At 49.7% G+C, this 12,839-nt stretch carries 12 protein-coding genes; 5 read left to right on the forward strand and 7 right to left on the reverse strand.

From position 1 onward, the window contains the following. The first annotated feature begins 120 nt into the window (after positions 1–120). Positions 121–765 carry a DsbA family protein gene (locus BD749_RS01695; protein WP_101442647.1) on the forward strand — a complete coding sequence of 215 codons (645 nt, stop codon included), beginning with the start codon at positions 121–123 and terminating at the stop codon, positions 763–765. 102 nt (positions 766–867) lie between these two features. Further along, positions 868–1,563: a DUF1003 domain-containing protein gene (locus tag BD749_RS01700; protein WP_101442648.1), complete on the forward strand. Its 696-nt coding sequence runs from the start codon at positions 868–870 to the stop codon at positions 1,561–1,563. A 7-nt stretch (positions 1,564–1,570) separates the two neighbouring features. On the opposite strand, the gene BD749_RS01705 is transcribed toward BD749_RS01700, so the two are convergent. Then, positions 1,571–2,344: a spheroidene monooxygenase gene (locus tag BD749_RS01705; protein WP_245868617.1), complete on the reverse strand. Its 774-nt coding sequence runs from the start codon at positions 2,342–2,344 to the stop codon at positions 1,571–1,573. An 83-nt stretch (positions 2,345–2,427) separates the two neighbouring features. After that, positions 2,428–2,922, reverse strand: a complete 495-nt coding sequence (locus BD749_RS01710) for a pyridoxamine 5'-phosphate oxidase family protein (protein WP_101442649.1) — start codon at positions 2,920–2,922, stop codon at positions 2,428–2,430. A 136-nt stretch (positions 2,923–3,058) separates the two neighbouring features. Between BD749_RS01710 and BD749_RS01715 the strand changes: the two genes are divergently transcribed. After that, positions 3,059–3,646: an acyl carrier protein phosphodiesterase gene (locus BD749_RS01715; RefSeq protein WP_101442650.1), complete on the forward strand. Its 588-nt coding sequence runs from the start codon at positions 3,059–3,061 to the stop codon at positions 3,644–3,646. A 236-nt stretch (positions 3,647–3,882) separates the two neighbouring features. Here the strand turns inward: BD749_RS01715 and BD749_RS01720 are convergent, their stop codons facing one another. The 4 genes from BD749_RS01720 to BD749_RS01735 form a co-directional block, all read right to left on the reverse strand. Then, a complete protein-coding gene (locus BD749_RS01720; RefSeq protein ID WP_101442651.1) occupies positions 3,883–4,398 on the reverse strand; it encodes an FKBP-type peptidyl-prolyl cis-trans isomerase in 516 nt (171 codons plus the stop codon). A gap of 122 nt (positions 4,399–4,520) precedes the next feature. Next, on the reverse strand, positions 4,521–6,461 hold the full coding sequence (locus BD749_RS01725; RefSeq protein ID WP_101442652.1) for an AAA domain-containing protein: 1,941 nt from the start codon (positions 6,459–6,461) through the stop codon (positions 4,521–4,523). 162 nt (positions 6,462–6,623) lie between these two features. Beyond that, entirely contained in the window at positions 6,624–7,208 is a 585-nt protein-coding gene (locus tag BD749_RS01730) for a coiled-coil domain-containing protein (RefSeq protein WP_101442653.1), read from the reverse strand. Positions 7,209–7,268: 60 nt separating this feature from the next. Continuing rightward, entirely contained in the window at positions 7,269–9,524 is a 2,256-nt protein-coding gene (locus tag BD749_RS01735) for an efflux RND transporter permease subunit (RefSeq protein ID WP_101442654.1), read from the reverse strand. Between the two features lie 110 nt (positions 9,525–9,634). On the opposite strand from BD749_RS01735, the gene BD749_RS01740 reads away from it, so the two are divergent. Continuing rightward, complete coding sequence (locus BD749_RS01740) at positions 9,635–9,919, forward strand: hypothetical protein (RefSeq protein ID WP_101442655.1); 285 nt, start codon at positions 9,635–9,637, stop codon at positions 9,917–9,919. Positions 9,920–10,114: 195 nt separating this feature from the next. Here BD749_RS01740 and BD749_RS01745 read toward each other — a convergent pair whose 3' ends face one another. Further along, positions 10,115–11,494, reverse strand: coding sequence for a DEAD/DEAH box helicase (locus BD749_RS01745; RefSeq protein ID WP_101442656.1), 1,380 nt, complete (start codon positions 11,492–11,494; stop codon positions 10,115–10,117). Between the two features lie 206 nt (positions 11,495–11,700). Between BD749_RS01745 and BD749_RS01750 the strand changes: the two genes are divergently transcribed. Then, entirely contained in the window at positions 11,701–12,804 is a 1,104-nt protein-coding gene (locus BD749_RS01750; RefSeq protein ID WP_101442657.1) for an AI-2E family transporter, read from the forward strand. Positions 12,805–12,839: the final 35 nt, after the last annotated feature.

Genomic DNA, 12,839 nt, shown 5'->3' on the forward strand with positions numbered 1-12,839 from the left:
ATCCTCAAAGTTTTTCCTAAAAGTGAAGAGGTGACTCACAGTTTAAACATCCAACAATTTAACAATTTAGCCATTTAACAATCAATAACTACCTTTGCACTTTGAAGTAAAAACAACGACATGGAAAAATACGACTTGCTGGATGTGCCGCACCTGATTTATGTGATGGACACGATGTGCTCGTGGTGCTATGGCTTTGCGCCGGTGCTCCATCAACTTAAGAAGGAACAGGAAGGTAAACTCAACTTTAAACTGGTGCTTGGTGGACTTCGTCCGGGTACGACGGAGCCGATGGATGATCAAATGAAGGCAGCAGTACAGCAACACTGGCAGGAAGTAGCAAAAGCGACAGGTCAAGCTTTCGATTTCAGCTTTTTTGAGCGTGAAAGTTTTGTATACGACACAGAACCGGCTTGCCGCGCTGTCATTACAATGCGCTACCTGCAAGCTGAGAAAGAACTGGAAATGGCAGAAGAAGTTCAGCGCGCCTTCTATGCCCGCAACAATGACGTAACCAAACCTGAGGTACTGGCTGAAATTGCCTTGGGATTGGGTATAGCCGAAGATATATTTTTGGAGAAGTTTCACTCCGATGAAATGAAGGAGAAGACAAAGCAGGACTTTCTGATTGCCCGTCATTTGCAGGCCAATGCCTTCCCGAGCGTTTACCTGCTCAATGGGCACAACGTAAGTTTGCTGAGTCGTGGCTACCGCCTGTACGATGCCTTGAATGCTAAACTGCAGGAAGCACTGAAAGGCGTATAGCCATAAGCATCAGCATGACTCAGAAGGAGGCTGGCATTTTTTTTATACCTGTATAGTAAATTACGTACAATTCTGTGTCAGTCTCTAAACAATTTCCGTGCCTTGAAAACAGCCCTCTGTCACCTCACAAAAAGGCAACTCCCCATCAACCAGTTGGTGCAGGGAGCCACCATCCGGCGTCCCATTTTTAAGCTGATTCAAGCCGATTACCCGGACTTTACGGATGCATCATTTGTAGCAGTGGGTAATCTGAACAAGTACCGCAAGAAGTACCTGGAGCAATTGCTGGAGAAAGAACTTGGTGAGATTTCTGAGTTAGAGAAAGAGGTTTTGGAGAGTATTCAGGAAAATGAATTGCTCTCTTCCAACATCGAAGAGGAACTGCAGGAAAACCTGACGATTGGCGACAGGATGGCGGACCGGATAGCGAGTTTTGGAGGTAGCTGGACTTTTATCGTAGCTTTCTTCGGCTTCATTCTGCTTTGGATGATGGTGAACGTATACCTGCTTGCAACGCAGCCTTTTGATCCATACCCCTTTATACTACTTAACTTGATTCTCTCTTGCCTGGCTGCCATCCAGGCGCCCATCATCATGATGTCGCAGAACCGAAAGGAAGCCAAAGACCGACAGCGATCACAGTACGACTATAAAGTGAATCTGAAGGCGGAGCTGGAAATAAGGCTGCTGCACGAAAAGATTGACCACCTGATCGTGCACCAGAACCAGCGCCTGCTCGAAATCCAGGAAATTCAGATTGATCTGATGGAGGATATTCTGAATCGCTCCAAGCGATAATTACAGTTTATTCACTTATGCTCAGAACAGACGCCAGCGGGTTGACACCGTTCCATAAGCCCTGGCTTTCGACAGGTATAAAGCGCGCGAAAAGTTCTTCGCTATACCACTTTTCGGCGCGCGTGCGTTTAATCACTTCTTTGTGCAAGTCACCACGATAGGCATAGGCTTTCATAGCTTCCACCGACTCCCAGACACTGAAAGTCGCCTGCCTGATGAGCGGAATCTCACCCAGGCCAATGGAGCATACTAATCCCTCAGCTTCTTCAAGCGCCTTGCTTACCTTCGGGGTAAAGCGCCAGAACTGCGGCAATGCGCGCCAATTTATAGAAGCCCTCGTCAGTATGGCAATTGGCCCCTCGTTTTGTTTTTCCGATAATTGGGGTGTGAAGGGCTGCACGCCATCCCAAAGCCCGTGTGCCTGCGTGGGCAATAACTTGACCGTCCAGATCTCATAAGCATGCAGCCGGTATTCGAGCATGAGGTCGGAGCGTTCCAAAAACTCGTCGGCGGCCTCTTCACTTTCCCAGGTGCACATCAGACCATACCTTCTGAAATTTGGTTTGATGCTAAAGCCTTTGCCCTGGCCACTGCCCAGCAGTTTGTAAAACTGTAATCCGGGAACATGATCCAATTCGGCGCCTTTGGTGCCCATCTGGGCCAGACCCCAACGGATATGGCCTTTCCGAAAACCAAAAAGCGTCAGGGTAGTAAGTCGGTCAGACTGTTGTGAATTTTGTCGCACGGGTTCGGACTTGATAAGGTGGTACGTTAAATGCAATCTACAAAAGGTATAAAACAAAAACACCTGCCATACGGAAATGTTTGGCAGGTGTCTCAGGCTATTTTATACTGAGGCTATACCTACAGGTTGATTTTCTTGTTTTCGCCTGGATCGTAACTTTCACCTGACAAGGTTGCTTTCACAAATCCGATCAGGTGGGTGACGGCACTATTGGGAGAATCCCAGTATTCAGCCTTTTCTATGTCCACTCTGATCAATCCAATGTTTGGGTCATCCTTTCCGCCCGGGAACCAGGCTTTCAGTTCCGGAGACCAGAGTTCTTCTATCTTGGCTCTGTCTTTTGAAAGAGTGGCTCTTCCTGAAACAGATACAAATGAGTTATCGGATGGCTTTGAGTAACTCAGATTCACGTGCGAATCGTTTTTAATCTCATGCGACTTGCCCGATTCATAACCTGTAAAAAACCACATCACCCCATCTTCACTTATTTTTTGGGTACTCATGGGGCGGCTTCTCAGACTCCCGTCATCATCGATGGTCGTCATCATGGTGAAGTCTATGTCCTTTACAAGGTCTATCAGTTTATTCAGATTCTCTTTTCGTTCGTTATTCATAGTGATATGTTGTAAATTGGATTTGTATTTGAGTACGGCTGCTTTCCGTAAAGAGTTTGTTAGCCCTTACTCATACTCCTAACAACAAAGCATCAAGCAAGATGTTTAGACAGATATATACCCAAGCTAAATTGATTTGAACTACCTGGCCCATATTTTTCTCTCCGGCGATGATGAAGCACTCCTGATTGGTAATTTTATTGCCGATGCCGTGAAGGGAAAACAACAGGATCTATACCCCGAAGGTATAGCACGAGGCATTAAACTGCACCGCCTAATCGATACCTATACCGACTCACATCCGGTCGTGAATGAAACCAAAGCCCGCCTGCGTCCCCATTTCCGGAAATACGCCCCAGTTGTAGCAGATCTGTACTTCGACCATTTTCTGGCCAACCGTTTCGCGGAGTTTTCTTCCGAACCTTTGGAGGCCTATACCTCCCGCATCTATACCTTGATTAACCAGAACCTGCCGAATTTACCGGAACGGGTGCAGTATTTCTTCCCATACATGATGCGACAGAACTGGCTCGTGTCTTATGCCCAGGTATCAGGTATAGCGCAGGCCTTGGGCGGTTTGAGCCGACGTACAGCTTTTGAATCAGGTATGGAGAGGGCGGGAGAGGAGCTCCTTCAAAACTACGCGCTGTATGGGCAAGACTTCACCCTGTTCTTCCCGGAGCTGATCGCTTATGTGGAGGAGGTGCTGCCGGAGCTGAAGTGATTTTTTGACAAAAGACTGAGTGACAAAAGACAAAGGACCTTTCGAGAGATCCTGAATGGATTTAGAAAGGTATAGGACCAGAGTTTAGGTTGATCGAGTTACTAGTTGCTATACCTATAAAAAAGAGCCGCTATACCTGCGGCTCTTTTTATTTGTTTAACAATTCGGCTTTTCACAAAGCGAACTATGGTGTGAAAAGTCTTTTGTCCTTTCAAAAAATCCTTTGTCAAAAAGAATTAATGGTGATGCACACCGCCTTCGCCGTGCACGTGACCGTGGTCCAGTTCTTCAGACGTAGCCTCACGCACCTTTTCCACTTTGCCTTTGAAGTATAGTTCTTTGCCCGCTAGTGGGTGGTTGAAGTCCATCAGGATAGAGTTGTCTCTTACCTCAGCCACACGGCCCTGTAGCTGGTTGCCTTCGCTGTCTGCCATCGGGATAAAATTGCCTACTTCCAGCATGTTGTCAGGTATACCGCCTTCCACTTCGAAAACACTCAACGGCAGTTCTACTACCGCGTTCTGGTCAAATTCACCGTAACCGGCGTTTGAGTCCAGTTTAAAGTCGAACTCGTCACCAGCGCTCTTGCCATCCAGGTTCTCTTCGAACTGGTCTGGCAGGCCGCTCATGCCGTATATGAACACCATTGGATTTTCTGTATTGGCAGTTTCAACGAGGGTTTGCTCACCGTTTTCGTTCTGTATACGAAGTTCGTAAGAGAGCGTCACCACTCTGTTTTTCTCAATTTTCATAATTGTGTGTTTTGGTTTGGTATCAGAAAGGTAGAAAGATTAACCGGAGATGCATAGCCGACCCGGTTTTATTTGAACAACTCTCTGATGATGAATAAATAAAATATAAACTTATACCTACGCTAAGGCAGGCTCTCAGTTAGCTCCCAAGCACTTTTATAGGCCCCAATGCGCTCCACATAAGCAATTAGTTCTGCAAAAAACGGGTTGGTTGAAAGGGTGGCGCTGTCACCCACGATGATCAGTTTGCGGCGGGCGCGGGTCATGGCTACGTTCATGCGTCTTTCGTCGGCCAAGAAACCAATTTCGCCGCGTTCGTTGCTGCGCACCAGACTCATGCAGATGATGTCGCGCTCCTGTCCCTGAAAACTGTCCACGGTACCGATGCTTAACTGCCGCTTCTGATGCAGCTCGTGCAGACGCGGGGTATGCTCCACTTTGTCCTGCAGGTAGTTTATCTGAGCTCTGTAAGGCGCGATCACCCCGATCTTCAACGGCGCCACTTCCTCTTCCTCGTCATACTCCTTCAGAAGGTTGGAGAGGTGGTTGATCAAAAGGTCTCCCTCTTCCGGGTTGGCAGAACTCTGTGTGTCGGGCATTTCGGCCTCGTTATACCCACAACCAGCCGTATCTATAAACTCCACGGCCATGTCAGGCGCGAAAATGGTGTTATACCCGTGCAGTTCGGCGCTGTGCACGCTTTCGTGTGCCACCAGCTCACCGCCGTAGAATTGTTGGTTTGAGAACTGCATGATGTGGTGATGCATGCGGTACTGCGTTTTCAGCATCACCGAAACTTCGGGCTGACGGTTGATGCACTTCTCAAACAAAGTCACGCTCAAGCCGCCTTTGTCCGCCTCCAGTGATTTGATGGTAGGAGGCAACTGGCAATGGTCACCGGCCAGCACGACACGGTTCGTACGGCTGATCGGGATCCAGCAAGCTGGCTCGAGAGCCTGTGCCGCCTCATCGATAAACACGGTGTCGTAAGTCAGGTGGCGGATGGCTTTGTTGGCCGCGCCGACTAAGGTACAGGTAATCACCTGCACGTTGTCTAGTAAGTCATCCGTGATGTAGTGCTCCACATGATCGGCCTCGTCGAGCAAGCGTTGACTCTCTCCTTTGTACAGCTGGCGCTGTGCCCGCTCCTGGTGGCCGAACTTACGCTTGAACTGGTAAGCCATGCGCTTGTACTCCTCGGCCGTCTTCCGCAGATTCTTAAGATCTTTATAAGCCCGGTGCGCCATTACCTGCGCATCCAGGGTGTGCTCCAAGAGCACATCCGACACCCGCGAGGGATTACCGATGCGGATCACGTTCACGCCTTCATTGGCCAGTTTCTCAGTAAGCAAGTCAACCGCTGTGTTGGAAGGAGCCGTTACCAGCAAGCGCTTCTGCGATTTCAAGGTATGGAGGATAGCCTGCACCAACGTGGTGGTTTTGCCTGTGCCCGGAGGTCCGTGAATGATCGCCACATCCCTAGCCTGCGCAATTTTCTGCACGGCCTCGTTCTGCGATTCGTTCAATACCTGTATCTCCTCTAGCTTTTCGTCCGTGAAAGCGGCAGGCTTTATACCTAGCAAGATGTCACGCAACTCGGCCAAACGGGTACCTTTGGCTTCCTGCACCTTTTTGAGAGCGATCTCCATTTCACGGTAGCTGATCTCATCGAAGGTCAGCTCAATGCCCAGTCGACCAAAATATACCCAATCGGGCAGGTCTTCTTTGTTGGTGGCCAAAATGACCTTGTTGCGTTTAATGCCCAGCACCACGCCGTTGAGGCTGGCTTTTTCACCGCTGTTCGTGAAAAGAGAGGCTGTTTTGCCGGGCTGGAAAAGGTGCAGCTGGTCACGGTCGGTGGTACGCTCTAACTCGATTACCACCTTGTTACCAAATCCGAGTTCTTCTTTGGCGATCACGACCGGATACCAGCAAAGACCCATTTGCTTGCGCTCCGTAATCGTGCTCTTGAGTGCCTTCAGCTTGTATTGCTGTCGGTCTTCTTCCTGTTCAATTTTCAGCAAGTCCTGTACCTGCCGTAGTTCTTCAAAAATATCCGTCATGTATCTCTAAAAAAGAAAGGCTGGGTACAAAGCGCCAGCCTTTTCCGTAGCTTTTGTCTTATTGGTGTATACCTGAAAAGGTATCGTCTTATAACAAAAAGCGTGTGCTAAATAATTCCGCTGGAACAGGCTGTTTGCTATACCTGTGGCAGCTATACGGCCTTAGGCCTTCTTCCGTTTTTTAGGCGTCTTTTTGGTGCTCAGCCTGATCTGCAGGAACACCGCGTAAAGGAACATGATGAACGCGGCTGCACCCAGAATGGCGATCACGCGGTCTTTGCCGTAGCGTACCTCGTCAGTGGCTTTCAGTTGCTCTTTCAAATCCAGGATAACACGCTCACGCTTCTTGGCCTGACTCTCGAGGGTGCTGATCTGTCCTTTGAGGTCGCTAATCTGGTTATTGATCAGGCGCTCGTCCTGCTGAATCATTTTACCGGCCCGCTGACTTTCTACTGTGCTCTCGGCAATCTTGCGCACACTGGCTTCTTTCACGGCCGAGATCAGCTCGGAGTCTTTACGGATGATCTCTTTGAGCGTGTCGATGATGTTGAGAAGGTCCTTTTTTGACTGCTTGCCCCAGAAATTGCTGTTTTGCCCGCTGTAGTACTGGTACTCCAGAATCAGCTGCTCACGCTCGCCCATTAAACGGTTGATCTTATCTTCTTGCGGTGGAGTTTGTTCCTGTGCCTGCGCGCCCACAAACCAAAGGCAGCAAAAGCAGATAGCCAGTAGTTTCTTCATCATCATAAAAAGGAATGCTTTACTCTAACACGCAAATATGGCCATCCTTATTGGATTAGCCACAAATTATTTTCGATTTGGCCTGTAAAAGTAGAGGATCAGCACGGGCAAAAGCAAAAGGTCAGCTACCAATGCAAAGACTAGCGTAAGACTCACAAACACCCCCACATAAAAGGTAGCGTCGAAGGAAGAAAGCACCAAGGTCAGGAAACCGGCCACCAAAATGCAGGAGGTGATGATGATGGCCTTGCCAGCCGAAATGATGGTCGTTTTGATGGCATAGGGCAGCGACTTTCCTTTTCGCAATTCTACTTTTAGTTTGCCGAGGAAGTGAATGGTGTCGTCCACGGCGATGCCGAATGCGATGGTGAAGATAATAGAAACCGACACAGTCATATTAATGCCCAAGAAGCCCATGATGCCCCCGATCATCAGCAAAGGGATGATATTGGGCACAAGCGAGATTACCACCATCCTGAGCGAGCGGAAAATCAGGCCCACCAGTAGCGCTACCACCAGAAAAGCGATCAGCAAGCCCTGCAGCATGTTACTCACCACATAATCGTTGTTCTTGTCGAGCATGACGGCACTACCGGTAATGCGTGTCTGCAGCAAATCGGGATTAATGTGCTGATCAATGAAGGCTTGCAGCGAGTCATTGAGTTGAGCGGCCCGAACGCTGCCTACATCCGTCATTTTGCCAGCCAACCGACCTTCCTGTTGGTCCGCCGTCACGACCGCCCGTAGTTCGCTTCGTTTACTGAAAGCAGCCAGCCGCCTCTGTACCTGCTGCATCTCGCGCTCGTTGGCAGGCAGGGTATAGTAGTCGGGCAAGCCGCCGTTCTGGGCGCGGTGTATGGTGCGTACCACAGTGGCTGGAGAAGTTATGAAGTTGAGGCCGTAGGTCTGGTAGAGGTAAGTCTCCAACTGATCGATCTCCTGCAGCACTTCCAGATCGTATATGCTTTTGCTGGGGCCGGCGATCAGGTGCAGCTCAAAGGGACGCACGCCGGAGAACTTCTCTTCGAAGTACTGGAAGTCCTTGATGATTGGGTCATCATCGCCGAGATCTTCCAGTAAAGTAGTGTCGACTTTGATCATACTGATGCCGATCAGGGAGACCAGCACAATGCCCATACTGGTGTAGAGGATCGGGTAGGGTTTGCGCAGCACGAAGGTATAGACCCGCCGCAAAAGCATTGGCCATGACAAGTCGGTGCGGCGCGCCCTACGCGGATTGGGCTTTTTGTTGAGGAGAAGAATAGCCGGTAGCATGGTGAAGGCCAGAACAAAAGCCAACGCAATGCCAATAGCCGTGAACAGGCCAAACTCCCGGATGGGTACGATGGAAGTGGTGAGAAGCGTCAGAAAACCGACACAGGTGGTGAGCGAGGTAAGTAGGGTAGCCATACCTACTTCCCTTACCGTGACACGGAGCGCCTGTATTTTGGTTGAACTTTGCCCTATTTCGGTGATGTAGCGCGACATAATGTGAATGACATCCGACATCCCGACCACAAACATGATGGTGGGCAGGAGTACCGTCATCACATCAATGGGTTTATCGAACAAGCCCATAACGCCCAGGCTCCAGATAACGGAAAGAAGCACAACCACAAGTGGCACCAGCACCCCCCAAACCGAGCGAAAAGCGACCCAGAGAAACAGAATAACGAGGAGGATGGAGGCTGACATGAATATGGCCAGCTCGATTTTCATCTTCTCAATAAAGACCGACTGCGCCAGTACCTTGCCGGCCACATGATGCTCTAGTAAACCCAGGCGCTCGATTTCGCCATACATGGCAGCAATCAAAGTATCACCGGGCTGTTTGGCCAGGTTGTCGCTGGTTTGCACAAAAAGGGAAACAGCGGTGGCATCCTCCGAAAACAACGTACCTACTAACTCCCGGCTCTGGTAGACCATCAAAGAGTCCTGAGTATAGCGCTCGGGCTCGCCAGGGTGCAGGTAGGGGATCTCGAAATAACCGAACTGCTCGATGATCGGACTTTTAACAGTGGTGGGAGAGAGCACTGACTCCACATGCGGCTGCCGTTGCATAAAGCGGGTCAATGTATCGACCTTCTGAAGAAATTGCTGGTCGAACGCACTGCTGCCATTGTCGAGGCCGATCAATAAATAATCATTGTCGTTACCGAACTTATCACGATAACTGAAATAGTAGGCCAGATCCGGGTCGCCTTTCGGGAAAAAGTTATCGAAGTTATAGTCGAAACGCAGGCGGGATGCGAAGAAGATGCAAAGCGCTGTCAGGATAGCGATGACAGAAAGTACAAGTAAACTGCTGGTTTTGTGACTCAAGGGACTAAAAAGTGAGGATGATCATTTTGACGATTGGGGAGATCGTGTATATTTACTCACTCAACAACAAAGGGTTGATTTCTGTTTAAACAATCTATAAACCAAGAGAAATGAAAAGATTAGTTTTAGCGCTCGCACTGGCAGGATTTGTAAGTGCCGGTGTGGCTACACCAGCCCTCGCCTGCGAAGGCGGCAAATGCAAAATGGAGCACGCAGACAAAGACGCCAAAACGAAGAAAGGCAGGAAGGGCGATAAAGCTGCCTCCTGCCACATGACAGCCGCTACCAGTGATGCGAAAGACGACAAAGCCTCTGCCGCCGCACCAATGTCCTGTTGTGCTAAGAAAGATGCTCCTAAAGCTGAGGCTGCTAAAGAAACAAAAGCGCAACGCTAGTCGTGTTTAATCTTATTGAAAGGGGCTTGCTGAGGATTCGGTAAGTCCTTTTTAAGTTTATAGGTATAGCTTGGTGTCGAACTGATTCGCTTGCTATAGCATATTGTCATTTCGAACCTAAGTAAAAAATCTGGATCCTGGTTACCATGCATTAAATAACCAGATCTCTCCATTCTGTCGAGATGACATTTGCGCTTACTTCACCAAGCCAACCCTAAACTTCCTCCCCTTAATTTTCCCATTCGATAGCGCCTCTGCAATCTCACTAGCCCGATTCGCAGGTATAGCCACGTAGCTGGCTTTATCCTGCACTTCAATACGCCCGATCTGGTCGGCTTTTAATCCAGCTGCGGCAATCAGTGCACCTACGATATCGCGTGGACTCAGCTTTTCTTTCCTACCGGCATTGATGTGGAGCGTAGCGAATATTTCGGTGGATTCAGGTTCCGCTTTTTCAACTCTAGAAGCCAACTCGGCGAAGTTTAGCCATTCATCCATGCGCACCAAGCCCCAGTCACGCAGTTTTTGCTCGTCGCGGGCGGTGGCAAAGGTATAAACCTCGCCGCTTCGGCCGGCACGACCGGTGCGGCCGCTTCGGTGCAGGTAGGCAGCTTCGTCGTCAGGAAGTTCGTAGTGGATGATGTTTTTGAGTGCGGCAATGTCGAGCCCGCGGGCGGCCAGGTCGGTGGCGACCAACACTTGTGTGGTGCCGTTACGGAAGAGCGTCATGGCTTTGTCGCGGTCCTGTTGCTCCATGCCGCCGTGCATTGAGCGGGCCCCGAAACCATGCTTAGCTAGCATAGCCGCCACATCGTCGGAAGCGCCGCGGGTGTTGCAGAACACAACCGTTCCGGCCGGGTTAATGCTTTGCATAAGGTGAAGCAAGGCTTGCTGCTTTTCGGGCTGCGTCACTTTTATACCTGTAAGCCACACCTGATCAGGTATAGCGTTGGGCGACACCTGAACAAACTGCGGATTTTTAAGCGAATCTGCAATCAGCTGCTTTACCTCGTCGGGCATGGTAGCCGAGAAAAGCACGGCCTGCCGCTTTTTAGGTATAGCTTCCAGTATCTGGTCTATTTCATCGGCAAAACCCATTTCAAGCAGCTTATCGGCCTCGTCGAGCACCAGCATGCGCACCTGCTTCAGGTCGAGCGTCTGGCGGTAAAGGTGATCGGTGAGGCGGCCAGGCGTGCCGACAAGCACCTGCGGCGGAAAAGTCAATGAGGCTCGCTCCTGCGAAAATGAATGGCCACCGTAAAAAGCGCTGATCTTGAGGTTTTCGATCTTCTGGGCCAGTAGCTTTAGCTCATGCCGCACCTGCACGGCCAGTTCGCGGGTTGGAACCAGCACCAGCGCCTGCACCTGCTGCTTTTTCGTGTCGATCTGCTGTAGCAACGGCAAGCCAAAGGCTGCCGTTTTTCCACTGCCCGTTTCGGCCTGCCCGGCTACATCATGCCCTTTGAGCAGTGCAGGTATAGCAGATTGTTGTATAGGAGTAGGCGTGTGAAAATCCATTTCAGCAAGGCGCTCCAGTAGCGCAGGGGAGAGTCCCAATTGATCAAAAGTAGCCATAGGTATGCGTACGTGAGGCCCAAAGGTACGGATTTATACCTGCATGACGCTTCAAATATTACAGCTATCCCCAATCACACCATAGGCCTGTACCAACCTTGTAACCCACACTGCTACGCACCCTCCAAACCAAATGCCTAACTTCTAAACTTTCTTTCTTCTAAACTCCAATATATCCCATTAACTATTTTTTCAGTAAGAGGAGTATGGCAAAGGATTACAAGCGCATCAAGAAGCTGACATACTGGTTACTTTTTTTAGTGCTGCTCGTCTTTGTATTGGTGGAGGCCCGTGAGTTTCTATACCCACTGGTCATGGCCATGCTTTTTGCCTACCTGCTATACCCTGTTGTAAAGCGACTAGAACAATGGGGCGTGCCCCGGCTACTGGCCAATTTTGTCACCATCATCACCTCCATGGCTCTTTTTGCGGGTTTGCTGGTGCTGCTCTACAAGCAACTTTCTGTGTTTCTTACCGATTTTCCGGAACTGAAAGATAAAGCCCTGGCGAACATCGATCTGCTGCAGGCCCACATCGATCGTAAGTTTGGCGACGATAACCAGAGTAATGAAAGGTGGTTGCGCATGCAGGTCAACAATGCGCTGGACCTAAGTGGCAATGCCATCACAAGCATACTGCTCGCCACCACCAGTACCGTCACCAAATTTGCGCTCATGCCGGTTTACATCTTCCTGATGCTGTACTACCGCAACAAATTCGAGGTTTTTCTCTTCAAAGCCTTGCCCTCTCATCGCCACGGGAAGGTAAAGGTGATGATTGATGAAATATCGAGTGTGACCAAGCGCTACATGGGCGGTGTTGTTATCGTTATCCTGATTTTATGCTTTCTCAATTCGGCCGGTTTGCTGATTATTGGGGTTGAGTACGCCATCTTATTGGGAATCGTCTCGGCCTTCATCAATTTTATACCTTATTTTGGTACGCTCATTGGTGGGGCCGTGCCCCTGCTCTATACCTTGGTGGTGCAGGGAGATCCTCAGAAAACACTGGCTGTGCTACTTTTCTTTCTGGTCGTTCAGTTTACCGAAAACAACATCCTCACGCCAAATATTACAGGCAGCCGCGTGAACATCAATCCGCTTTTCACGATTCTGAGCATTATTGTAGGCGGGATGCTCTGGGGGTTGCCGGGTATGTTTGTGGCCGTACCTGTCATGGGGATGTTCAAAATATATTTCGACAACAGTCCGCAACTGCAGGCTTTTTCATACCTGCTTGGCACAGAGGGCACCGAGGAACATGCGCTTACAATTGATAAGATCCTTCGCTTTCTGCACTTCAGGAAGTGAAATAAAGGAAGATATGCATCAGATTTGCTGGCCGG

This window comes from Pontibacter ramchanderi, from assembly GCF_002846395.1.
Taxonomy (GTDB): domain Bacteria; phylum Bacteroidota; class Bacteroidia; order Cytophagales; family Hymenobacteraceae; genus Pontibacter; species Pontibacter ramchanderi.